The sequence below is a fragment of the Extensimonas soli genome, from assembly GCF_029211265.1.
In the GTDB taxonomy this organism is placed as follows: Bacteria; Pseudomonadota; Gammaproteobacteria; order Burkholderiales; family Burkholderiaceae_C; genus Extensimonas; species Extensimonas soli.
Genome location: NZ_JARGEL010000008.1, coordinates 15,812 through 38,653, shown reverse-complemented (window position 1 = coordinate 38,653; position 22,842 = coordinate 15,812). Strand labels below are relative to the sequence as shown.

Annotated in this window: 19 protein-coding genes; 13 read left to right on the top strand and 6 right to left on the bottom strand. The window is 64.1% G+C overall.

Annotation, left to right across the window (positions count from 1 at the left end; all coding sequences use genetic code 11):
• The first annotated feature begins 71 nt into the window (after window positions 1-71).
• The 6 genes from PYV55_RS01755 to PYV55_RS01730 all read left to right on the top strand — a co-directional run bounded on the left by PYV55_RS01755 (window position 72) and on the right by PYV55_RS01730 (window position 7,090).
• Window positions 72-1,190, top strand: coding sequence for a bifunctional riboflavin kinase/FMN adenylyltransferase (locus tag PYV55_RS01755; protein WP_275848707.1), 1,119 nt, complete (start codon window positions 72-74; stop codon window positions 1,188-1,190).
• A gap of 143 nt (window positions 1,191-1,333) precedes the next feature.
• Window positions 1,334-4,213: an isoleucine--tRNA ligase gene (gene ileS, locus PYV55_RS01750; RefSeq protein ID WP_275848705.1), complete on the top strand. Its 2,880-nt coding sequence runs from the start codon at window positions 1,334-1,336 to the stop codon at window positions 4,211-4,213.
• Entirely contained in the window at window positions 4,213-4,740 is a 528-nt protein-coding gene (gene lspA / locus PYV55_RS01745) for a signal peptidase II (RefSeq protein WP_275848703.1), read from the top strand. The genes ileS and lspA overlap by 1 nt, the downstream gene beginning before the upstream one ends.
• Before the next feature lie 48 nt (window positions 4,741-4,788).
• Window positions 4,789-5,457 carry a site-2 protease family protein gene (locus PYV55_RS01740; RefSeq protein WP_275848701.1) on the top strand — a complete coding sequence of 223 codons (669 nt, stop codon included), beginning with the start codon at window positions 4,789-4,791 and terminating at the stop codon, window positions 5,455-5,457.
• Window positions 5,458-5,485: 28 nt separating this feature from the next.
• On the top strand, window positions 5,486-6,796 hold the full coding sequence (locus PYV55_RS01735) for a tryptophan--tRNA ligase (RefSeq protein WP_275848699.1): 1,311 nt from the start codon (window positions 5,486-5,488) through the stop codon (window positions 6,794-6,796).
• A 102-nt stretch (window positions 6,797-6,898) separates the two neighbouring features.
• On the top strand, window positions 6,899-7,090 hold the full coding sequence (locus PYV55_RS01730; RefSeq protein WP_275848697.1) for a hypothetical protein: 192 nt from the start codon (window positions 6,899-6,901) through the stop codon (window positions 7,088-7,090).
• On the opposite strand, the gene acnB is transcribed toward PYV55_RS01730, so the two are convergent.
• The 4 genes from acnB to PYV55_RS01710 form a co-directional block, all read right to left on the bottom strand.
• Window positions 7,059-9,653 carry a bifunctional aconitate hydratase 2/2-methylisocitrate dehydratase gene (gene acnB / locus PYV55_RS01725; protein WP_275848695.1) on the bottom strand — a complete coding sequence of 865 codons (2,595 nt, stop codon included), beginning with the start codon at window positions 9,651-9,653 and terminating at the stop codon, window positions 7,059-7,061. The two genes, PYV55_RS01730 and acnB, sit on opposite strands and share 32 nt — an antisense overlap.
• 78 nt (window positions 9,654-9,731) lie before the next feature.
• Window positions 9,732-10,286, bottom strand: coding sequence for a hypothetical protein (locus PYV55_RS01720; protein ID WP_275848693.1), 555 nt, complete (start codon window positions 10,284-10,286; stop codon window positions 9,732-9,734).
• A gap of 32 nt (window positions 10,287-10,318) precedes the next feature.
• Window positions 10,319-11,374, bottom strand: a complete 1,056-nt coding sequence (locus tag PYV55_RS01715) for an HpcH/HpaI aldolase/citrate lyase family protein (protein ID WP_275848895.1) — start codon at window positions 11,372-11,374, stop codon at window positions 10,319-10,321.
• Window positions 11,375-11,394: 20 nt separating this feature from the next.
• Window positions 11,395-12,381 (bottom strand): malate dehydrogenase, encoded by a 987-nt coding sequence (locus tag PYV55_RS01710; protein WP_275848691.1) that lies wholly within the window; start codon window positions 12,379-12,381, stop codon window positions 11,395-11,397.
• 314 nt (window positions 12,382-12,695) lie between these two features.
• Here PYV55_RS01710 and PYV55_RS01705 point away from each other — a divergent pair, with 314 nt between their 5' ends.
• The 7 genes from PYV55_RS01705 to gltA all read left to right on the top strand — a co-directional run bounded on the left by PYV55_RS01705 (window position 12,696) and on the right by gltA (window position 18,745).
• Entirely contained in the window at window positions 12,696-13,478 is a 783-nt protein-coding gene (locus PYV55_RS01705; protein WP_275848689.1) for a GntR family transcriptional regulator, read from the top strand.
• A gap of 148 nt (window positions 13,479-13,626) precedes the next feature.
• Window positions 13,627-14,061 (top strand): succinate dehydrogenase, cytochrome b556 subunit, encoded by a 435-nt coding sequence (gene sdhC / locus PYV55_RS01700; RefSeq protein ID WP_275848687.1) that lies wholly within the window; start codon window positions 13,627-13,629, stop codon window positions 14,059-14,061.
• Between the two features lie 43 nt (window positions 14,062-14,104).
• On the top strand, window positions 14,105-14,470 hold the full coding sequence (gene sdhD / locus PYV55_RS01695; protein ID WP_275848685.1) for a succinate dehydrogenase, hydrophobic membrane anchor protein: 366 nt from the start codon (window positions 14,105-14,107) through the stop codon (window positions 14,468-14,470).
• Between the two features lie 22 nt (window positions 14,471-14,492).
• Window positions 14,493-16,301: a succinate dehydrogenase flavoprotein subunit gene (gene sdhA / locus PYV55_RS01690; RefSeq protein ID WP_275848682.1), complete on the top strand. Its 1,809-nt coding sequence runs from the start codon at window positions 14,493-14,495 to the stop codon at window positions 16,299-16,301.
• 27 nt (window positions 16,302-16,328) lie between these two features.
• Complete coding sequence (locus PYV55_RS01685; RefSeq protein ID WP_275848680.1) at window positions 16,329-17,033, top strand: succinate dehydrogenase iron-sulfur subunit; 705 nt, start codon at window positions 16,329-16,331, stop codon at window positions 17,031-17,033.
• 14 nt (window positions 17,034-17,047) lie between these two features.
• Window positions 17,048-17,371: an FAD assembly factor SdhE gene (locus tag PYV55_RS01680; RefSeq protein WP_275848678.1), complete on the top strand. Its 324-nt coding sequence runs from the start codon at window positions 17,048-17,050 to the stop codon at window positions 17,369-17,371.
• Between the two features lie 69 nt (window positions 17,372-17,440).
• Window positions 17,441-18,745 (top strand): citrate synthase, encoded by a 1,305-nt coding sequence (gene gltA, locus PYV55_RS01675; protein WP_275848676.1) that lies wholly within the window; start codon window positions 17,441-17,443, stop codon window positions 18,743-18,745.
• A 77-nt stretch (window positions 18,746-18,822) separates the two neighbouring features.
• Here gltA and PYV55_RS01670 read toward each other — a convergent pair whose 3' ends face one another.
• Window positions 18,823-21,051: a DUF1631 family protein gene (locus tag PYV55_RS01670; RefSeq protein WP_275848674.1), complete on the bottom strand. Its 2,229-nt coding sequence runs from the start codon at window positions 21,049-21,051 to the stop codon at window positions 18,823-18,825.
• A gap of 75 nt (window positions 21,052-21,126) precedes the next feature.
• Entirely contained in the window at window positions 21,127-22,788 is a 1,662-nt protein-coding gene (gene ettA, locus PYV55_RS01665) for an energy-dependent translational throttle protein EttA (protein WP_275848673.1), read from the bottom strand.
• Between the last annotated feature and the right edge of the window lie 54 nt (window positions 22,789-22,842).

Below are 22,842 nucleotides of genomic sequence, written 5' to 3'. Positions count from 1 at the left end.
GATTTGATGACAAATTGCCCCTTTGCGCTTTGTCCGCGAGCGCAGGCAGCTACCAAAACCATAACAAACTAATGAAAATCTTTCGTGGTTTCCACCACCCCGACATCGCGCCGGCCTGTGCACTGACCATTGGCAACTTCGACGGCGTGCACCGCGGCCACCAGGCCATGCTGGCGCTGCTCCACAGCGAAGCCGCGCACCGCGGCATCCCGAGCTGTGTGCTCACGTTCGAGCCGCACCCGCGCGACTACTTTGCGGCGGCGCAACGCAAGCCCGACGTCGCCCCCGCGCGCATTGGCACGCTGCGCGACAAGCTCACCGAGCTCGCGCGCTGCGGCGTGCAGCAAACCGTGGTGCTGCCCTTCGACGCGCGCCTGGCCGCGCAGTCGCCGCAAGACTTCATCGACCAGGTGCTGCTGCGCGGCCTGGGGGCGCGCTACGTGCTCGTGGGCGACGACTTTCGCTTCGGCGCGCGGCGCGCGGGCGACTACGCCATGCTCGAAGCCGCGGGCCAGGCGCAGGGCTTCGAGGTCGCGCGCATGAACAGCTACGAGGTGCCCATGCCCGCCGACCTGCTCGCGCCACAAAGCCCTAACGCCGCCGTGCCCGCGCGGCACAGCCTGCGCGTGTCGAGCTCCGCCGTGCGCGCCGCGCTCGTGCAGGGCCGCATGGCAGACGCGGCACGCCTGCTCGGGCGCCCCTACAGCATCAGCGGGCACGTGGTGCACGGGCGCAAGCTCGGCCGCGCGCTCGGCGCGAGCGCAGACGGAGCGGGCGACGGCTTTCGTACGCTCAACCTGCGCTTTACGCACTGGAAGCCCGCCGCGAGCGGCATCTTCGCCGTGCGCGTGCGCGGCCTTGCCGATACGCCGCTGCCCGGCGTGGCCAACCTTGGCGTGCGCCCCTCGCTCGACCCGGCCGACGTGAACGGCGGGCGCGTGCTGCTCGAAACCCATTGCCTCAGCTGGCCGCCCCACCTGGGGCCCGAAGATGCCTACGGTAAAATCATCTGCGTGGAACTGCTACACAAATTGCACGACGAACGCAAGTACGACAGCCTGGCCGCGCTTACCGCAGGCATTGCGCAAGACTGCGCCGACGCACGCGCCTTCTTCGCCGCGGCCCGGGCTGATCTTGCCGGCACCTCCCACGCCGAAACCCGCCGCCAGACTACGCGCGACCGAATTTGAGGGCGCACGTCGCACACTGCGCGCTGCGCCGCCCTGCCGCTGGCCTCCATGTGCGCGCCGCGCTCGTAGCGTTTTTTCTGCTCCCCTTTCCCCCATCCCGATCGCCGGCCCTCCACGGCCTGCCCCGCTTCCCAAGGCCCCTCATGTCCAAGCCTGCCAAGCCCTCCACGCCCACCGACCCCACGAGCGCCAAGCCAGATTACCGCAGCACGCTGAATCTGCCCGACACCCCCTTCCCGATGCGCGGCGACCTGCCCAAGCGCGAGCCGGCCTGGGCCAAGGAGTGGGAAGAAAAGCGCCTGTACCGCAAGCTGCGCAACGCGCGCCTGGGCGCGCCCAAGTTCGTGTTGCACGACGGCCCGCCCTATGCCAACGGCCAGATCCACATCGGCCACGCGGTCAACAAAATCCTCAAGGACATGATCGTCAAGGCGCGCCAGCTCAAGGGCTTGGACGCGCAATACATCCCCGGCTGGGACTGCCATGGCCTGCCGATCGAAAACGCGATCGAAAAGCTCCACGGCCGCAATCTGCCACGCGACGCCATGCAGGCCAAGAGCCGCGCTTTTGCCACCGAGCAGATCGCGCTGCAAATGGCCGACTTCAAGCGCCTGGGCGTGCTCGGCCAGTGGGACCATCCCTACAAAACCATGGACTTCGTCAACGAGGCAGCCGAAATCCGCGCGTTCAAGCGCGTGATGGAGCGCGGCTTCGTCTATCGCGGCTTGAAGCCCGTCTATTGGTGCTTCGACTGCGGCTCGTCGCTGGCCGAGTTCGAAATCGAATACCAGGACAAAAAGAGCACCACGCTGGACGTGGGCTTTGAATGCGCCGAGCCCGACAAGCTCGCCGCGGCGTTCGGCGTCCCTGCGCTCACGCAACCCGCCTATGCCGTGATCTGGACCACCACGGCCTGGACCATCCCCGCGAACCAGGCGCTCAACCTCAACCCCGAACTCGAGTACGCCCTGGTGCAGACCGAGCGCGGCCTGCTCGTGCTCGCGGCGAGCCTGGTCGAACAGTGCCTTGCGCGCTACCAACTCAGCGGCCAGGTGCTGGCCACGGTGCGCGGCGAAAAGCTCGGCCTGATCCAGTTCAAGCACCCGCTGTACGACGTCGATGCCGGCTACCAGCGCCTCTCGCCGGTCTACCTGGCCGACTACGCCACCGCCGAAGACGGCACCGGCATCGTGCACTCGGCGCCGGCCTACGGTGTGGAAGACTTCAACAGCTGCATCGCGCACGGCATGAAGTACGAGGACATCCTCAACCCCGTGCAGGGCAACGGCAGCTACGCGGCCGACTTCGCGCTCTTTGGCGGCCTCAACATCTGGAAGGCCGTGCCCGTCATCATCGACACGCTGCGCAGCGCCGGGCGCCTGTTTGCCACGCACGAAATCACGCACAGCTACCCGCATTGCTGGCGCCACAAGACGCCCGTGATCTACCGCGCCGCCGCGCAGTGGTTCGTGCGCATGGACGAAGGCCAAGGCATCTTCACCAAGGACAAGGCGCCGCAAACGCTGCGCCAGATGGCGCTCGCGGCGATCGAGCAAACGGGCTTTTACCCCGAAAACGGCAAGGCGCGCCTGCGCGACATGATCGCCAACCGGCCTGACTGGTGCATTTCGCGCCAGCGCAGCTGGGGCGTGCCGCTGCCTTTCCTGCTCGACGTCGACAGCGCCGAGCCGCACCCGCGCACGCCCCAGATCATCGACCTCGCAGCAGATGTGGTCGAAGACGGCGGCATCGAAGCCTGGAGCAAGCTCAGCGTCGCCGACATCCTGCAGCGCATAGGCGACAAGAGCGACCCCGCGCGCTGGAGCAAGAGCAACGACATTCTCGAAGTCTGGTTCGACTCGGGCACCACGCACACCACGGTGCTCAAAGTCTCGCACCCCGGCGCGGGCCACGAAAACGGCCCCGAGGCCGACCTTTATCTCGAAGGGCACGACCAGCACCGCGGCTGGTTCCACTCGTCGCTGCTCACGGCCTGCGCGATGTATGGGCGCGCGCCCTACCTCGGCCTGCTCACGCACGGTTTCACCGTCGATGGCCAGGGCCGCAAGATGAGCAAGAGCCTGGGCAACATCGTCGCGCCGCAGACCATCAGCGAAAAGCTCGGCGCCGAAATCATCCGCCTGTGGTGCGCGGCCACAGACTACTCGGGCGACCTGGGCATAGACGACAAAATCCTCGCGCGCGTGGTCGACGCCTACCGCCGCATCCGCAACACGCTGCGCTTTTTGCTAGCGAACGTGAGCGATTTCGATCCCGCCACCGACGCCGTTCCCGATGAAGAGCTGCTCGAGATCGACCGCTATGCACTTGCGCGCGCCGCCGAGCTGCAGGCCGACTTCCTTGCGCACTACGAAAAATACGAATTCCACCCCGTCGTCGCCAAGCTGCAGGTGTATTGCAGCGAAGACCTGGGCGCGTTCTACCTCGACGTGCTCAAAGACCGCCTCTACACCACCGCGCCCAAGAGCCACGCGCGGCGCAGCGCGCAGACGGCGCTGCACCAGATCACGCACGCCATGCTGCGCTGGATGGCACCGTTTTTGAGCTTCACGGCCGAAGAGGCCTGGAAGGTGTTTGGCGCTTCGGAGTCGATCTTCCTCGAAACTTATAGCAGCTTGTGCACGCCAGATGGCGCTTTGCTCGCAAAATGGGCACGCATCCGCGCGATCCGCGACCTCGTGAACAAAGAGATCGAGGCCCTGCGCACTGCGGGCCAGGTCGGTTCCTCGCTGCAGGCTACGCTGCGCCTCACAGCCGCAGCGGACGACCACGCGCTGCTCGCGAGCCTGGGCGACGACTTGAAGTTCGTCTTCATCACCTCGGCCGCCGAACTGGTACGCGGCGAGGCTTTGCACATCGAAGTGCGCCCGAGCACGGACGCCAAATGCGAACGCTGCTGGCACTACCGCGCCGACGTGGGACATGATCCAGACCATCCCACGCTGTGCGGCCGCTGCACGAACAACCTCTTCGGCGCGGGCGAGCCGCGCAAGGTGGCCTGATGGCGCGGGGCAAAACCGCCGTGCCGCGCCGCCCAGCCGGCGCTGGAACTGCCGGTGCCAGCCTGTGGGTCTGGCTGGGCTGGGCGCTGGTCGTGCTGCTTGCCGACCAGTTCACCAAGACGCTGATCCTCGGCTACTACCACCTGGGTCACGCCACGCCAGTCACAGGCTTTTTCAACATCGTGCGGGCACACAACACGGGCGCGGCCTTTTCGTTTCTGGCCGCAGCGGGTGGCTGGCAGCGTTGGTTCTTCACCGCGCTGGGCGTGGCCGCCGCGGTGTTCATCGTCTGGCAGCTGCGCGCGCATGCGGGGCAGAAGCTGTTTTGCTTCGCGCTCGCAAGCATCCTGGGTGGCGCCGTGGGCAATGTGCTCGACCGCCTCGTGCACGGCTACGTGGTCGATTTTCTCGACTTCCACTGGCACGGCTGGCACTTTCCGGCGTTCAACGTCGCAGACTCCGCGATCACCGTGGGCGCGGCCTGCCTGATCCTCGACGAGCTGCTGCGCGTGCGCCGCGCACGCTGAAGTGGCAGCGCTGCGCCTTCTGAGAACCTGTTCTGAGACAATCCGCGCGTGAACGACGCCAACCTCATCCAAACCATCCTGATCTACGTCCTGCCGGTGCTGTTTGCCATCACCGTGCACGAGGCGGCGCACGGCTATGCCGCACGCCACTTCGGTGACAACACCGCCGCCATGATGGGGCGGCTCACGCTCAACCCGCTCAAGCACATCGACCCGGTCGGCACCGTGCTGATGCCGCTGCTGCTGTATTTCGCGACCTCGGGCGCTTTTCTGTTCGGCTACGCCAAACCCGTGCCCGTGCAGTTCGACCGCCTGCGCAACCCCAAGCGCGACATGGTGTGGGTAGCGCTCGCCGGGCCGGCGTCCAACTTTTTGCAGGCGCTGCTGTGGGCGCTGCTTCTGATCGTGCTCGCGCTGCTGGGCATTGACGAGCGCTTTTTCGTCCAGATGGCGCGCGCCGGCGTGCTGGTCAACCTCGTGATGTGGGCCTTCAACCTGTTTCCGCTGCCGCCGCTCGACGGCGGACGCATTCTCGTGGGGCTGCTGCCCTGGAAGCAGGCGCAGGCCGTCTCGCGTATCGAGCCCTATGGCTTTTTCATCGTCATGGCGCTCGTGATCGCAGGCGTGGTGAGCAGCTTCTGGCTGCGCCCGCTCATGGCCCTGGGCTACTGGATCATCAACCTGCTGCTCAGCCCGCTGGCCTTGCTGATGCGCTGACGCGCTGGTTTTTCGCTACATCGATCGCATGACGACACGTTTTCTCACCGGCATCACCACCACGGGCACGCCCCATCTAGGCAACTACGTCGGCTCCATCCGCCCTGCCGTCGCGGCGAGCCGCGAGCCTGGCGTGCAGAGTTTTTACTTTTTGGCCGACTACCACGCGCTCATCAAGTGCGAAGACCCGACGCGCATCCAGCGCTCCACGCTCGAAATCGCCGCGAGCTGGCTCGCCGCGGGGCTGGACCCGGCGCAGGTCTTTTTCTACCGCCAGTCCGACATCCCCGAAATTCCTGAACTCACCTGGCTGCTCACCTGCGTGACCGGCAAGGGACTGCTGAACCGCGCCCACGCCTACAAGGCCGCGCAGGACAAAAACGCCGCCGCAGGCCGCGACGCGGACGATGGCGTGAGCGCGGGCCTGTTCATGTACCCCGTGCTCATGGCTGCCGACATCCTGATGTTCAAGGCGCACAAGGTGCCCGTGGGGCGCGACCAAGTGCAGCACATCGAGATGGCGCGCGACATGGCGGCGAGCTTCAACCACTTGTATGGCGAGCATTTCGTGTTGCCCGAAGCCCAGATCGAGGAGCACGTGGCCACGCTGCCTGGCCTCGACGGGCGCAAGATGAGCAAGAGCTACGACAACACCATCCCGCTGTTTGCGCCGCGCGAGCAGCTGCGCAAGCTCGTCGCCAGCATCCTGACCGACTCGCGCACACCTGGCGAACCCAAGGAGGTCGAAGGCTCGGCGCTGTTCCAGATTTACCAGGCATTTGCGAGCCCAGCGGAAACCGAGGCCCTGCGCCAAGCCTACGCCCAGGGCGTCGCCTGGGGTGAAGTCAAGCAACTGGTGTTCGAGCACATAGACCAGACCCTCACGCCGCTGCGCGCGCGCTACGAGGCGCTGATCCAGGACCCAGCGCACATCGAAAACACGCTGCGCGCCGGCGCCGAACGCGCGCGCACGATCGCCACGCCCTTTTTGCGCGAACTGCGCCACGCCGTGGGGCTGCGCAGTCTCGCGCAAGGCCCGGCCAAACAGACCGAAAAGCCCGCCAAACCCGGCAAAAGCGCCCTGCCCTCTTTCAAACAATACCGCGAAGCCGACGGCCAGTTCTACTTCAAGCTCGTCTCGCCCCAAGGCCGGCTGTTGCTGCAAAGCACAGCCTTCGAGAGTCCACGCGCCGCCGGCCAGGCGATCGCCCAGCTGCAGCAGCAAGGCGCGCAGACGCTGCACGCACTCGCCGCGCAGCTCGCGCCCGTGGAAGGCGTAACCGAGGCCGAAGTGGCTGCGGCGCTGCAGGCACTGCAGGAAGCGGCACCGCAGACGTGAGACCGCCGGGCCTGCCAAGCGGCAGGCCTGAAAGTGAAAGCACCGCCCAAACAAAAAGCCCGCCGAAGCGGGCTTTTTGTTGGGCTGGGAGCCTGTCGGACTTTGGGCGTCGAAAGCGAGAAGGTGCCCCAGCGAGGCCAGTTTTTGCCGGATTCGCCGCCCCATAGTGGTGCTATGGGGCAAGAAGCCGGTAAAAAATGGGCCGCTGCGGCGCATTCGCAGCCGACGCTTCCTAAGTCCGACAGGCTCCTAAGCAAGCGCGTCAGACGCTCACCGTCTCGGCGGCTTGCTTGAACTCCTCGATCTGGTCGAAGTTCATGTAGCGATAGACCTCGCCGGCCTTCTGGTTGATCACGCCCATTTCGGCGTGGTATTCCTCCACGGTGGGCAAGCGGCCCAGACGCGAGGCGATGGCCGCCAGTTCCGCCGAGGCGAGGAACACGTTGGTGTTCTTGCCCAGACGGTTCGGGAAGTTGCGCGTGCTCGTGGACACCACCGTCGCGCCCTCGTGCACCTGGGCCTGGTTGCCCATGCACAGGCTGCAGCCGGGCATTTCGGTGCGCGCACCGGCCGTGCCGAAGGTCGCGTAATAGCCTTCCTTGATGAGCTCGTTCTGGTCCATCTTGGTCGGCGGCGCGACCCACAGCTTGACCGGAATATCGCGCTGACCGCCCAGCAGCTTGGCTGCCGCGCGGAAGTGGCCGATGTTGGTCATGCACGAGCCGATGAAGGCCTCGTCGATCTTGGTGCCCGCCACTTCGGACAGCACCTTGGCGTCGTCCGGGTCGTTCGGGCAGCAGAGGATAGGCTCTTTGATGTCGGCAAGGTCGATCTCGATCACGGCAGCGTACTCGGCATCGGCGTCGGCCTCGAGCAGCTGCGGCTTGGCCAGCCACTCTTCCATCTTCTTGATGCGGCGCGCGATCGTGCGTGCATCCTGGTAGCCGTCGGCGATCATGTTCTTGAGCAGCACGATGTTCGACTTCAGGTACTCGATGATGGGCTCTTGGTGAAGCTTGATCGTGCAGCCCGCGGCCGAGCGCTCGGCCGAGGCGTCGGAGAGCTCGAACGCCTGCTCGACCTTGAGGTCGGGCAGGCCCTCGATTTCGAGGATGCGGCCCGAGAAAAAGTTTTTCTTGCCCTTCTTCTCCACGGTCAGCAGCCCCTGCTTGATCGCATACAGCGGAATTGCATGCACCAGGTCGCGCAACGTGATGCCGGGCTGCATCTGGCCCTTGAAGCGCACGAGCACCGACTCGGGCATGTCGAGCGGCATCACGCCCGTGGCCGCGGCAAAGGCCACGAGCCCCGAGCCGGCCGGGAAACTGATGCCGATCGGAAAGCGCGTGTGCGAATCGCCGCCCGTGCCCACGGTATCGGGCAGCAGCATGCGGTTGAGCCAGGAGTGGATCACGCCGTCACCGGGGCGCAGCGCCACGCCGCCGCGGCTGCTGATGAAGGTGGGCAGTTCGCGGTGCATTTTCACATCGACGGGCTTGGGGTAGGCCGCGGTGTGGCAGAACGACTGCATGACCAGGTCGGCGCTGAAGCCCAGGCAGGCCAGGTCTTTGAGTTCGTCGCGCGTCATCGGGCCCGTGGTGTCCTGGCTGCCGACGGTGGTCATTTTGGGCTCGCAGTAGGTGCCGGGGCGGATGCCCTGGCCTTCGGGCAGGCCGCAGGCGCGGCCCACCATTTTCTGCGCCAGCGTGAAGCCCTTGCCCGTATCCTTGGGCGCTTTGGGCAGGCGGAACACCGTGGAGGCCGGCAGGCCCAAAAATTCGCGCGCCTTGCCCGTGAGGCCGCGGCCAATGATCAGGTTGATGCGGCCGCCCGCACGGACTTCGTCGAGCAGCACTTCGCTCTTGAGCTCGAAGGTGGCGATGACTTCGCCGTTTTTCTCGATCTTGCCCGCGTAGGGGTAGATGTCGATGACGTCGCCGAACTCGATCTTGCCGACGTCCACCTCGATCGGCAGCGAGCCCGAGTCTTCCTGCGTGTTGAAGAAGATCGGCGCGATCTTGCCGCCCAGCGTCACGCCGCCGAAGCGCTTGTTGGGCACGTAAGGAATGTCGTGCCCCGTGTGCCAGATCACGCTGTTGGTGGCCGACTTGCGGCTCGAGCCCGTGCCGACCACGTCGCCCACGTAGGCCACGAGGTGGCCTTTTTGCTTGAGCTGCTCGATCACGCCGATCGGGCCGCGCTTGCCGTCTTCCTCGGGCTCAAACGGCGCATCGGGGCGCTTGTTCTTGAGCATGGCGAGCGCGTGCAGCGGAATGTCGGGGCGGCTCCAGGCGTCGGGCGCGGGCGAGAGGTCGTCGGTGTTGGTCTCGCCGGGCACCTTGAACGCGGTCACGGTGATCTTTTGCGGCACTTCGGGGCGCGCGAGGAACCATTCGGCATCGGCCCAGCTTTGCACCACGGCCTTGGCGTGTGCGTTGCCGGCTTGCACCTTTTCGGCCATGTCATGGAAGGCGTCGAACATCAGCAGCGTGTGCTTGAGGGCCGCGGCCGCGATCGGCGCGACCTCGGCGTCGTCGAGCAGATCGATCAAGGGCTTGACGTTGTAGCCGCCCACCATGGTGCCGAGCAGCTCGGTCGCCTTGGCCTTGCTGAGCAAGCCCACCTGAATATCGCCATGCGCCACGGCGGCGAGGAACGAGGCCTTGACCTTGGCGGCATCGTCCACCCCCGGCGGTATACGGTGCGTGAGCAGATCGAGCAAAAATTGCGGGTCTTCGCCTGCGGGCGGGTTTTTGATGAGCTCGATCAGCTCCGCAGTCTGCTGCGCGGTCAGCGGCAGCGGCGGGATGCCCTGAGCGGCACGTTCGGCCACATGGTCACGGTAGGCTTTCAACATTTTTTTCTCTTGTGGTTGCAATTTGAAATGGCACAGCCGCGAGGGCCTCACCCCCACGGACCACGCCCGCTGGAACAATCAATTGCGCGAATCCAGCAGACTCGGCGGCGGGTTTTTCTTCAGGGCTTCGGCCACGGCCACTTGCTGGGAGCTCATGCATTCGTCAGCCATGCGCTGGCCGATTTTCTGGTTCATGAGCATGGACTTGTTGGGGATCTGCAACCAGACGGCGCCGGCCTTGTGGTCTTCGAGGCGAATGGCACCGGTGGCCGAAACGACGGGCGCCATGTGGTATTTGAAGCCCCTGCCCTCGACGTGGAAGTAACCGGGCGCCGCGCCGTCGGCGGACACCGTCACATACGCGCCGAGTTCGCAAGGCATACGCCCGACGTACACCTTGTCGGCAATGGCCAACTCTTCGGGCGTGAGCGCTTTTTCTGCCGCATCAAAGCCGCTGGCCACCTGTTTGGCCGCGCTGTGCAGCTGCTCGCGGCTGGTCATGGGTTTGGCCTTGGCGGTCGAGGCCTTGGCCACGGTTTTGTGTGCGGGTTTGGCCGGCGCCGCATCAGAATTTGCAGCAACTGCAAAGGCGGGAACCATGGCGACCAGCACGGAAGCGAACAAGGATTTCATGAAAACTCCTGCAGGAGAAGGGAAAAGCAAAGTCAGGGGGCATCCGCTGAAGCGGAAAGGGTAAACCAAGCGCGCACGGCCTCGGGTAAGAAAAACCCTGTGCGGTGTGCACGTTCTAGCACCTGCCAATAGTACCGATAGCTGGCACGATCGTGCAGCACCCCATCCATGTTGATGGGAGCCCAATCAGCGCCAGCAGCTGCTGCAATGATTTTTGCAGCATGATCGACATCGTCCTGCGTGGGCGCGAACGCTTCGAGGATGGGGCGGATCTGCGCCGGGTGGATGCTCCACATGCGCGTGTAGCCCAGCTCGCGCGCGGCGCGCGTGGCGGCGGCTTTCATGGCTGCCATGTCGCTGAACTCGGTGACTACGCAATGCGCGGGCACCTTGCCGTAAGCGTGGCAGGCCGCAGCTATTTCGAGCTTGGCACGCAACACCAGCGGGTGCGAAAACTGCCCTGCGGAGGTCATGGCCTCGGCCGGAATCGCCCCGCCGTGCGCCGAGACGAAGTCCATCAGGCCAAAGCTCAGGCTCTGCACGCGCGGGTGCGCCGCGATCTCGAACGCCTGGTACACGGCCCGCGGCGATTCGATCAGCACGTGCAGGGGCAAATGCCCCGCCGACGCCCGCTGCAGCGCCTTTTCTGCCACAAGCACGTCGTCGATCGACTCCACCTTGGGAATCATGAGGTGGCACAGCCTGTGCCCGGCCTCGCCGGCGATCGTGGCCACGTCGTTTGCAAACGCGGGGTGATCGACAGGATGCACGCGCGCCACGACGCGGGCTTGCGGCGCAGCGTCGCGCGCGAGCGCCGCCACGAGCCTGGCGTGGGCCGCCTCGGCCCCTACGGGGGCGCCATCCTCGCAGTCGAGCGTGACGTCGAAAACGCAGGTGCCGAATTCCTGCGTCATCTCGGCCTGCAGCTGCAGGCTTTTGCGCATGCGCGCCTCGACGCCGCTGTAGTGGTCGCAAGCCGGCAAGAAACCGGTCTGCGCCTGCGCACCCAGGAGCACGTCACGCGGGTGGCCTCCCGCATTGCCGCGCATTGCCACGGAAGTCGGTGCGGATTCCTGGGCCGGGTGCATCGCCATACTGCCTTTTTGCTTTACAGCAGATGCTTCACGCCGTCTTGTTCGGACAGCAGCTCTGCCAGGGTGATGTTGATGCGCTCTTGCGAGAAGGCGTCGATCGCGAGCCCCTCGACCACCTTGTATTCCCCATTGGCACAGGTCACGGGGAAGCCGAACATCACGTCTTTGGGAATGCCGTACAGCCCATTCGAAGGAATGCCCATGGTCACCCACTTGCCGTTCGTACCCAGCGCCCAGTCGCGCATGTGGTCTATGGCGGCATTGGCTGCCGAAGCCGCCGAAGACAGGCCCCGGGCCTCGATGATGGCAGCGCCGCGCTTGCCCACCGTGGGCAGGAACACATTGGCGTTCCAATCCTGGTCATTGATCATCTGGGCCACGCTCTGCCCCTGGATGGTGGCGAAGCGGTAGTCCGCGTACATGGTGGGCGAATGGTTGCCCCAGACGATCATTTTTTCGATCTCTGCGACCGGCTTGCCCGTCTTGGCGGCGATCTGGCTCAGGGCGCGGTTATGGTCCAGGCGCAGCATGGCCGTGAAATTCTGGCGCGGCAGGTCGGGCGCGCTTTTCATGGCGATGTAGGCATTGGTGTTTGCGGGGTTGCCCACCACCAGCACCTTGACGTTGCGGCTCGCCACGGCATTGAGCGCCTTGCCCTGCTCGATGAAGATGGCGCCGTTCACGGCCAGCAACTCGGCCCGCTCCATGCCAGGGCCGCGCGGCCGCGAACCCACCAGCAGCGCATAGTCGGCATCCTTGAAAGCCGTCATGGGGTTGCTGTGCGCCTCCATGCCTGCGAGCAGCGGGAAGGCGCAGTCTTCGAGTTCCATCATCACGCCCTTGAGCGCTTTTTGCGGCCCGTCGGCAGGCACCTCGAGCAGCTGCAGGATGACGGGCTGGTCTTTGCCCAGCATTTCGCCGGAGGCGATACGAAACAGCAGGGCATAGCCAATCTGGCCGGCCGCACCGGTGACAGCTACACGTACGGGCTTCTTGCTCATGGTGAAAACTCCAGGAAGTGAGGAAATAGGTCAGCGATTGCACGAGGCCAGGCAGATCGCACAGCGCCGCGGGGTTTGCTGCCCCACACGCTTTGCGCAGCTCTTTCGGAGATGGTGCAGTCGAAGCAAGCACCGACGCCCGCAATGCACGACCCCGCGGCCCGCGCCATGCAAACAGGGCGAAAGTTTACCGCCGAACGCGACGCATGGTCAATTTGTCTTATGTCTTATATAAGATATGATTGCACCAAGGCGTAATCTTCAGGGGGCGCGGATGTTCTCGCGCACCTTGCCGCCTTGCTCCACCTCCAGCCATGTCCTCGTTGCCCCATTCTGCCGATACCTCCGCGACGGCTGCAACTGCAGCCGCTACGCCGGCGTTCAGCCCGCTGTACCAGCAGATCAAGGGGCTGATATTGCAGGGTCTGCAGCAGGGCGAGTGGAAGCCGGGCGAAGCGATCCCGAGCGAGGTCGAGCTTGCCGCGCGCTTTCGCGTGAGCCAGGGCACGGTGCGCAAGGCCATCGATGAACTCGCGGCCGAAAACCTCCTCGTGCGCCGCCAGGGCAAAGGCACCTTCGTTGCCACGCATGCGGAGCAGCAGGTGCAATACCGCTTTTTGAAGCTGCGCCCCGACATGGGCGACGCCCGCACCGAAGGCCCGGCGCAGCGCACGATTCTGGACTGCCGCCGCACGCGCGCCAGCGCCGAGGTGGCACGCGCCTTGGCACTGCGCAGCGGCGACGCCGTCGTGCAGGCGCGGCGGATTCTGTCTTTCGCAGGCACGCCCACCATCCTCGAAGACATCTGGCTGCCGGGCCAGGCCTTCAAAGGCCTCACCGCCGAACAGCTGGCCAGCTATCAAGGGCCGACCTACGCCATGCTGGAACTGGAATTCGGTGTGCGCATGGTGCGCGCAGAAGAAAAAATCCGCGCCGTGCTGCCAGATGCCGAGCAGGCCGAGCTACTGCAGGTGAGCACCGGCACGCCGCTGCTCAGCGTGGAGCGCATTTCCTACACCTACAACGACCTCCCCATGGAATTGCGCCGCGGCCTATATCGCACCGACACACACCACTATCACAATACCTTGAGCTGAAGCAGGCACCCCATGTTGACGATACATCCGAGTGCGGACATCAAATTTTGGCGCATGCAGCGGGGCCAGGCAGCGGCCTTGCAATAGAATTTTGCGTTGTCTGCACCATTCCTCCCACAAAGCAACATCCTCGAAGAAAGCACCAGACATGACACAAATCGCCAAGAAGCGGCCCGAATTCCGCAACATCAACGCACTTTCGGACCTGCCCTCTTACCGCCTTCCCGCCGCGGGCTGGGTCTCCATCCTGCACCGTGTCAGCGGCCTCCTCATGCTGTTGCTGCTGCCCTTCATTCTCTGGATGTTCGATACCTCCGTGTCGTCCGAAATCTCCTTCGAAAGATTCAAGGCCGCCTTCCACGGCGGTCTGGGATTTTTCCCGGGCTGGTTCATCAAACTCGTGGCGCTGGCATTGATCTGGGCCTATCTGCACCACTTTACCGCGGGCCTGCGCCATCTCTGGATGGACATCAGCCACGATGCCGTGAGCAAAGAATTCGGCAAGACTTCCGCCATGGCCACCCTGGTGATCAGCATCGCCTTGACACTGGTGCTCGGTGCCAAGCTGTTTGGCATGTATTAACGCAGTGGCTGCACCGTTCGTTCTAGGAAGAAAGGAAAACCCCATGTCCACCAATTACGGCTCCAAACGCACCGTCGTCGGCGCCCACTACGGCCTGCGCGACTGGCTCAGCCAGCGCGCGACGGCGGCGCTGATGGCCTTGTTCACCATCGTCGTGCTGGCCCAGCTGCTTTTTGCCCAAGGCCCGATCGGCTACGACCTGTGGGCTGGCATCTTTGCCCATCAGTGGATGAGGGTGTTGACTTTTGCTGTCATCGTCGGCCTGGCCTGGCACGCCTGGGTTGGCGTGCGCGACATTTTCATGGATTACATCAAGCCCGTTGGCGTGCGCTTGGTGTTGCAGGTTCTTGCCATCGTCTGGCTGGTCGGTTGTGCCGGCTGGGGCATGCAGATTCTGTGGCGTCTTTGATTCCCGCGACTGAAGGCTAACAATGAGCTATACCAACGCTACCATCTCCAAGCGCAAATTTGACGTCGTCATCATCGGTGCCGGCGGCTCCGGCATGCGCGCCGCCCTCGAACTCTCCCGCGCGGGGCTCAACGTGGCCTCGCTCTCCAAAGTCTTCCCCACGCGCAGCCACACCGTGGCCGCCCAGGGCGGCGTTTCGGCCTCGCTCGGCAATATGAGCGAAGACAACTGGCACTACCATTTCTACGACACCGTCAAAGGCTCCGACTGGCTCGGCGACCAGGACGCGATCGAATTCATGTGCCGCGAAGCGCCCAACGTGGTGATCGAGCTGGAACACTTTGGCATGCCGTTCGACCGCAACCCCGACGGCACCATCTACCAGCGCCCCTTTGGCGGCCACACGGCCAACTACGGCGAAAAACCGGTGCAGCGCGCCTGCGCCGCCGCCGACCGTACCGGCCACGCCATGCTGCACACGCTGTACCAGCAAAACGTCAAGGCCAAAACCAACTTCTTCGTCGAGTGGATGGCGCTCGACCTGATCCGCGACGCCGACGGTGACGTGGTGGGCGTGACCGCCCTCGAGATGGAAACGGGCGACCTGTACCTCCTCGAAGCCAAAACCGTATTGCTGGCCACTGGAGGGGCCGGGCGTATTTTTGCGGCCTCGACCAATGCCTTCATCAACACCGGCGACGGTTTGGGCATGGCGGCGCGCGCCGGCATCCCGCTGCAAGACATGGAATTCTGGCAATTCCACCCCACCGGCGTCGCCGGCGCGGGCGTGCTCCTGACCGAAGGCTGCCGCGGCGAAGGCGCCATCTTGCTCAACAGCAACGGCGAGCGTTTCATGGAACGTTACGCCCCCACGCTCAAAGACCTGGCCCCGCGCGATTTCGTCTCGCGCTGCATGGACCAGGAAATCAAGGAAGGCCGCGGCTGCGGCCCGAACAAGGACTACGTGCTGCTCAAACTCGACCACCTCGGGGCCGAAACCATCCACAAGCGCCTGCCCTCGGTGTACGAAATTGGCATCAACTTCGCCAATGTGGACATCACCAAGGAACCTATCCCCGTGGTGCCCACCATCCACTACCAAATGGGCGGCATCCCCACCAACATCCACGGCCAGGTCGTGACGCAAGCCAATGGCGTACACAACGCCGTCGTGAACGGTCTGTATGCGGTGGGCGAATGCTCGTGCGTGAGTGTGCATGGCGCCAACCGCCTGGGCACCAATTCGCTGCTAGACCTGCTGGTCTTCGGCAAGTCTGCGGGCAAACACATCGTCGAATTCGTCGCGCAACACAAGGAACACAAGCCCTTGCCCAAAGATGCGGCGGAGCGCACGCTCGCGCGTCTGAACCAGCTCGAAGCATCGACCGATGGCATTTATGCGCAAGACTTGGCCAACGACATCCGCGCCGCCATGCAGCAGCACGCCGGGGTATTTCGCACGCAGGCCAGCATGGACGAAGGCGTGAAAAAAATCGCCGCCATCCGCGCCAGGGTCGGCAGCGTTACGCTCAAGGACAAGTCCAAGGTCTTCAACACCGCACGAATTGAAGCGCTCGAGGTGGACAACCTGATCGAAGTCGCGCAAGCCACCATGGTGTCCGCCGCCGCGCGCAAGGAATGCCGCGGTGCCCACACCGTGGACGACTACGAACACCCCGCAGACCACGCCGAATTTCCGCTGGGCCGCAACGACAAGGAATGGCTCAAGCACACGCTGTGGTACAGCGAAGGCAACCGGCTCGACTACAAGCCCGTGAACCTCAAGCCGCTCACGGTGGAAAGCATCCCGCCCAAAGTCCGGACGTTCTGAAGCGACTGCACATCCAAGAGAACAACCATGCAAAAACGCACATTCAAAATCTACCGCTACGACCCGGACAAGGACGCCAAGCCCTACATGCAGACGGTCGAGATCGAGCTCGATGGCCACGAGCGCATGCTGCTCGACGCCTTGCTCAAGCTCAAGGCGCAAGACCCCAGCCTGTCGTTTCGCCGCTCCTGCCGCGAAGGCGTCTGCGGCTCGGACGCCATGAACATCAATGGCAAGAACGGCCTCGCATGCTTGACCAACATGAACTCGCTGCAGGGCACCATCGTGCTCAAGCCGCTGCCTGGCTTGCCCGTGATACGCGACCTGATCGTGGACATGACGCAGTTCTTCAAGCAGTACCACTCGATCAAGCCCTACCTGGTCAACGAATCCCTTGCACCTGAAAAGGAGCGCCTGCAATCGCCCGAGGAGCGCGAGGAACTCAACGGCCTGTACGAGTGCATCCTGTGCGCAAGCTGCTCCACGAGCTGCCCGAGCTTCTGGTGGAACCCCGACAAATTCGTCGGGCCGGCCGGCTTGCTGCAGGCCTACCGCTTCATTGCCGACAGCCGCGACGAAGCCACGGGCGAGCGCCTGGACAACCTCGAAGACCCTTACCGCCTGTTCCGCTGCCACACCATCATGAACTGCGTGGACGTGTGCCCCAAGCACCTGAACCCCACACGCGCCATCGGCAAGATCAAGGAATTGATGGTGCGCCGCGCCATCTGACGCTGCCGACTTCCATGGGCGAATCCCCTTCCGCAGCCGATGCGTTGCTGAACGAACGCGAATTGAGCAAGCTGCACTGGCGTTGCCGGCGCGGCCTGCTCGAAAACGATCTGTTCATCTCGCGCTTCTTTGCCCGCTTCGAATCCGAACTGACGCAATCCCACGCCAGGGGCCTGCTCGCCCTGATGGACCTGGCCGACAACGACCTGCTGGACTTGCTGCTGCGCCGCCGCGAGCCCGCTGAGACACTCGATACACCCGAGGTTCGCACGGTTCTTGCAATGCTGCGCCAGGGTACAGCTGCCGCAGCCCCAGACACAGCAAACCAGCCCCAGTGACGTGCATTGGCCACGCCACGCGCTTGCCTCCTTTTTCAGCACACTGCCCTACATCCCAAGGAAATGACCATGAAACTAGCCGACTACAAAGCAACCCTGTCGTTCAGTAATGGCAGCCCCAACGTAGATTTGCCGGTCTATCAGGGCAGCATTGGCCCCGATGTCATCGACATCCGCAAGCTGTACGCGCAAACGGGCATGTTCACCTACGACCCAGGCTTCCTGTCCACGGCGTCGTGCCAGTCTGCCATCACCTATATCGACGGCGACAAGGGCGAACTGCTGTATCGTGGCTACCCGATCGAGCAGTTGGCTACCCAGTGCGACTACCTCGACACCTGCTACCTTTTGCTCAACGGCGAATTGCCCAGCGAATCGCAGCGCGATCAGTTCCACAAGCTCGTGATCAGCCACACCATGATCAACGAGCAGATGCAGTTCTTTTTGCGCGGGTTTCGCCGTGACGCGCACCCCATGGCCGTACTCACCGGCCTGGTCGGCGCCATGTCGGCCTTCTACCACGACAGCACGGACATCAACAACCCCGAACACCGCGCCATTTCCGCGATCCGCCTGATCGCCAAAATGCCCACCCTGGTTGCCATGGCCTACAAGTACGGCAAGGGTGAACCCTATATGTACCCGCGCAACGACCTCAGCTACGCGGGCAACTTCCTGCGCATGATGTTCGGCACGCCGTGCGAGGACTACCACGTCAACCCGGTGATCGAACGTGCCATGGACCGGATTTTCATCCTGCACGCCGACCACGAGCAAAACGCATCCACCTCCACCGTGCGTCTGTGCGGCTCTTCGGGCACGAATCCGTTTGCCGCCATTGCCGCGGGCGTGGCCTGCCTCTGGGGTCCTTCGCACGGTGGCGCCAACGAAGCCTGCCTGAACATGCTCGAAGACATCCAGGCAATGGGCGGCGTGGCCAAGGTCGGCGAGTTCATGGAAAAGGTCAAAGACAAGAACTCCGGCGTCAAGCTCATGGGTTTCGGGCACCGCGTCTATAAAAACTACGACCCGCGCGCCAAGCTCATGCAGGAAACCTGCAACGAGGTCTTGTCTGAACTGGGGCTGGAAAACGACCCGCTGTTCAAGCTGGCCAAGCAGCTCGAGAAAATTGCCCTCGAAGACGACTATTTCGTGCAGCGCAAGCTCTATCCGAACGTGGACTTCTACTCCGGCATCGTGCAACGCGCCATCGGCATCCCAGTCAATCTGTTCACGGGGATTTTCGCGCTGGCCCGCACGGTGGGCTGGATTGCCCAGCTCAACGAGATGATCGGCGACCCCGAATACAAAATCGGCCGCCCGCGCCAGCTCTATACCGGCGCGCCGCGCCGCGACGTGCCGGCAGGCAAATAAAAAACGCTTCAGGGCGCACGGCCTGCCGGCGCGCCTCGCGAAAGCACCTGCGCCGGTGGGTTTTCGACCTGCCCGGTCTATACCAGGCGCAGGTTCCCTTGCGCCAGCAGCTTTTCGCGCATGCGCAGGGTCATCGATTGGGTGCTCCCATCGGCGCCCGTAAAGAGGAACAGCGTGGCATTCGGGCTGATCCAGGTCAGCTGGGTGCGCACCGTTCGGCCCTGGCTCGTCAGTTCCACCCAGGTACCGAGCACGAATTTTGGCTGCTGCTGGGTCTGCTCGGTGTTGGCTGTCGCCCCTTGCTCTGGCCCTGCCGGAGAATCCATCGACGGCTCCTGCGCCACCTCGACCGCGGCGGTCTCCTGCGTTGCAGCAGCAGAGGGGTGTGCGGCAGGAACTGCGGGTGGAGCCAGCCCGGCCTGATGCAATTCGGTGAGCCGCTGCAAAAAGCTTTGCGCTTTATCGCGTGGATACGCGATGCTCTCCAGACCAGATTGCACTTGCGCCAGGATCTCTGGAACCAGCTTGGCCAGCCGCTCGGGCTCGGCGCCTGCGCGCTCGGGCTGCGCACTCCATAACAGCAGCGGCACCATTGCACGCAAGGCCTGCGGGTCAGGACGCAGAGGCTGCGCAGCGCTGCCAGCGTCGTCCGCACTCCGATCTTCCATAGCAAGGGCCACCGCATAGGCCCATGGGCCGGTCACGAAGTCGGCAATGTCGGCCGGCGCCTGCGTCCATTGCGGCAACTGACGAAAATCGGCGGCGACTTTTTCCGCCTGCATCTCGCGCCACAAGGCCTGCTCTTCAGCCTTTTGTTCGCTCTTGCGCTGTCGCTCCTGCACCTCCCAGGCGGCCTCCAGTGCCTTGAGCACCGTTTCGAACGGTGTGGCATCCTCGATGTTCGCCTTGCGCAGCTGACCCACGGCCTCGTCGAGCAGCCGCATGAAGCGGCTGAATCCTGGCGCATCCTCGGTCTCGAATGCCAGGCTGCGGCGTGTGACTTCATCCAGCAGGCGCCGCGCAGGGTGCATGCCATCGACGAAAAACTGGCTGTCGTGCTGCACCAGCTGTTCGAGCGCCGGTGCAAGTTCCTGCACGGCGCGCAGCACGGGCTGCAGCAGACGCTGATCTTTGGCGAGCTTCTTCAGCATGCGTCCCACCAGATCCGTCGCAGTGGACTGCGATGAGGCGAGCCCAGTGGTCGATACCGCATAGGGAGCGGCATGCGCTGAAGGCATGGCCACTGAGGCATTCGAGCCCACGATCGTCGGCGCATGGGATGAAGACAGCTTTCCTACCAGACGTTCGAGTTGCGCCACGTCCTCCATGGCCTGCGCCGCAGCCTCTGGAGGTACGTGCAGGCCGACCGTTGGCGCCTGAAGGCCGCTTGCCCCTGTCACTCCGTAGGCATAAGGGTCCAGCCCACTGGCCAGCATCTGGCGCAGCATGCCGACCGTGAGCAGCGCCTCTTCCGCCGCCGCCCCGAATCCATCGCCACCCAGCCAGGACGACCTGGTGGGCTCGCCTTGCTCAGCTGGACCGCGATACCAAGATGGGGCATGGCCGCCACTTTGCTCCACCGCCGGAGTGGGAGCCACCCAGGTGCGCGGCCCTTGCGCTTGCACCGGCGCGGCTGCCAGAACCCCCACCGGCACGCCCAGCACCGCATAACCCACAGGCTCTACGCCATGATCGCGCAGGCTTTGGGCGGCATGCCGGTATTCGTTCACCAGCAACCCTCCCAGGGTCACGGACATGTGCTGCATCCACAGTTGCCGCACTTGCGCGGGAACGTCCGTTTCCGCCATCACACGCTGCAATGCACGGACGTAATTTTCCGGGCGCAAGGGGTTGCGCTCGGCTTGCACGCTGCGCAGGCCCTGCGCGGAACTCACCAGGGCATTGAGTTCGGCCAGCACGGCATCGGTGGCATGTGCAGCCAGTTGCTGGGCCCGCGCGAGCTCGACCTGGCTTTGCATTTCGGCTTCGTCCATGAGCGCAAGCTCGCCAAAGTCCAGGCCGGTATCCTCCACAGGCGGGGCAGCAACCTTGGCCGGGCCTTGCGCGAAGACATCCAGCAAGGCTATCGGATAGGCTTTGACCAGCGCTGCCTCGTGCTGGTTCAAAAGCCGCAATCCGTCGCCAAACAGCGTGCGCTGCTGGTAGTTGCGCTCCGAAGCTTCTGCGCGCGCCAATGCCTCCACGACAGCATCGACCAGTTGCCGCATGAGCGCCTCCCCCCTGCGCACTGCATCGACGACGCAGGCGCGGAAGACGACTCTCGCGGGTGCTGCAGTGAGGGTCATGGCGTGAAAGGTCAAGCTCGCGCGGGGGTTTCGATGCTACCGCGAAGCCAAGCTGCTGCACGCGCCCAGGCCTCGCTACTTGAGCGCCTTGAAGCGCATGCGCTTGGGCTTGGCGCCCTCTTCGCCCAGGCGTTTCTTCTTGTCGGCCTCATACTCCTGGTAGTTGCCGTCGAAGAACGTCCACTGGCTGTCGCCCTCGGCCGCGAGGATGTGCGTGGCGATGCGGTCGAGGAACCAGCGGTCGTGGCTGATGACCAGCACGGTGCCGGCAAACTCGAGCAGCGCCTCTTCGAGCGCGCGCAGCGTTTCCACGTCCAGATCGTTCGATGGCTCGTCGAGCAGCAGCACGTTGCCACCCGCAATCAGGGTCTTGGCCAGATGCAGGCGCCCGCGCTCACCGCCCGAGAGCGCGCCGACCTTTTTCTGCTGGTCGCCGCCGTTGAAGTTGAAGCGCCCGCAATAGGCGCGGCTCGCCATCTGGAACTTGCCCACGGTGATGATGTCCAGCCCGCCAGAGACATCTTCCCAGACGGTTTTTTCGTTGGCGAGCGCGTCGCGGTGCTGATCGACGAAGGCCATCTTCACGGTCGATCCGATCACGACCTCGCCGCTGTCGGGCTGTTCGCGGCCGGCGATCAGCTTGAACAGCGTGGACTTGCCCGCGCCGTTCGGGCCGATGATGCCGACGATCGCGCCAGCGGGGATGTTGAAACTCAGGTTGTCTATGAGCAGGCGGTCGCCGAACGACTTGCTCACGTTCTTGAACTCGATCACCTGACTGCCCAGGCGCTCGGCCACGGGGATGAAGATTTCCTGCGTCTCGTTGCGCTTTTGGTATTCGTAGTCGGAAAGTTCCTCGAAGCGTGCGATGCGCGCCTTGCTCTTGGCCTGGCGGCCCTTGGCGTTCTGGCGCACCCATTCGAGCTCTTTCTTCATGGCCTTGGTGCGCGCGTCTTCGGTGCGCTGCTCCTGCTCGAGCCGGGCCTCGCGCTGCTCCAGCCAGGACGAATAATTGCCCTTGTAAGGGATGCCATGGCCGCGGTCGAGCTCCAGAATCCACTCGGCCGCGTTGTCGAGGAAGTAGCGGTCGTGCGTGATCGCCACCACGGTGCCCGGAAAGCGCTTGAGGAACACTTCGAGCCACTCCACGCTCTCGGCGTCGAGGTGGTTGGTGGGCTCGTCGAGCAGCAGCATGTCGGGCTTGGACAGCAGCAGGCGGCACAGTGCGACGCGGCGTTTTTCGCCGCCCGAAAGCTGGCCAATCTGCGCCTCCCACGGCGGCAGGCGCAGGGCGTCGGCGGCGATTTCGAGCTGGTGCTCGGAATCGGTGCCCGCGGTGGCAATGATGGCCTCGAGGCGCGCCTGCTCGGCCGCGAGGGCGTCGAAATCAGCCTCAGGGTCGGCATACGCGGCATACACCTCCTCGAGCTTGGCGCGCGCGGCAAAGACCTCGCCCATCGCCTCTTCGACGCTCTCGCGCACGGTGTGCTCGGGGTTGAGCTGCGGCTCCTGCGGCAGGTAGCCGATCTTCAAGCCCGGCATGGGCAGGGCCTCGCCCTCGATCTCCTTGTCCATGCCGGCCATGATCTTGAGCAAGGTGGACTTGCCCGAGCCGTTCAAGCCCAGCACGCCGATCTTGGCGCCGGGGAAAAAGCTCAAGGAAATGTCTTTGAGAATCTGTCGCTTCGGCGGCACCGTCTTGCTGACATGATTCATCGAATATACGTATTGGGCCATGGGATGGGTCTGACTCGCTAAAAATAAACAGGCATGAAGGGTTGGAATTATCGG

Bases quoted from the DNA above. Each gene is read 5' to 3' on its own strand.
- gltA (WP_275848676.1), top strand. From the start codon at position 17,441: ATGAAACTAGCCGACTACAAAGCAACCCTGTCGTTCAGTAATGGCAGC.
- PYV55_RS01680 (WP_275848678.1), top strand. From the start codon at position 17,048: ATGGGCGAATCCCCTTCCGCAGCCGATGCGTTGCTGAACGAACGCGAA.
- PYV55_RS01705 (WP_275848689.1), top strand. From the start codon at position 12,696: ATGTCCTCGTTGCCCCATTCTGCCGATACCTCCGCGACGGCTGCAACT.
- ileS (WP_275848705.1), top strand. From the start codon at position 1,334: ATGTCCAAGCCTGCCAAGCCCTCCACGCCCACCGACCCCACGAGCGCC.
- lspA (WP_275848703.1), top strand. From the start codon at position 4,213: ATGGCGCGGGGCAAAACCGCCGTGCCGCGCCGCCCAGCCGGCGCTGGA.
- PYV55_RS01715 (WP_275848895.1), bottom strand. From the start codon at position 11,374: ATGCACCCGGCCCAGGAATCCGCACCGACTTCCGTGGCAATGCGCGGC.
- ettA (WP_275848673.1), bottom strand. From the start codon at position 22,788: ATGGCCCAATACGTATATTCGATGAATCATGTCAGCAAGACGGTGCCG.
- PYV55_RS01735 (WP_275848699.1), top strand. From the start codon at position 5,486: ATGACGACACGTTTTCTCACCGGCATCACCACCACGGGCACGCCCCAT.
- sdhD (WP_275848685.1), top strand. From the start codon at position 14,105: ATGTCCACCAATTACGGCTCCAAACGCACCGTCGTCGGCGCCCACTAC.
- sdhA (WP_275848682.1), top strand. From the start codon at position 14,493: ATGAGCTATACCAACGCTACCATCTCCAAGCGCAAATTTGACGTCGTC.
- acnB (WP_275848695.1), bottom strand. From the start codon at position 9,653: ATGTTGAAAGCCTACCGTGACCATGTGGCCGAACGTGCCGCTCAGGGC.
- PYV55_RS01670 (WP_275848674.1), bottom strand. From the start codon at position 21,051: ATGACCCTCACTGCAGCACCCGCGAGAGTCGTCTTCCGCGCCTGCGTC.
- PYV55_RS01685 (WP_275848680.1), top strand. From the start codon at position 16,329: ATGCAAAAACGCACATTCAAAATCTACCGCTACGACCCGGACAAGGAC.
- PYV55_RS01710 (WP_275848691.1), bottom strand. From the start codon at position 12,381: ATGAGCAAGAAGCCCGTACGTGTAGCTGTCACCGGTGCGGCCGGCCAG.
- PYV55_RS01720 (WP_275848693.1), bottom strand. From the start codon at position 10,286: ATGAAATCCTTGTTCGCTTCCGTGCTGGTCGCCATGGTTCCCGCCTTT.
- PYV55_RS01755 (WP_275848707.1), top strand. From the start codon at position 72: ATGAAAATCTTTCGTGGTTTCCACCACCCCGACATCGCGCCGGCCTGT.
- sdhC (WP_275848687.1), top strand. From the start codon at position 13,627: ATGACACAAATCGCCAAGAAGCGGCCCGAATTCCGCAACATCAACGCA.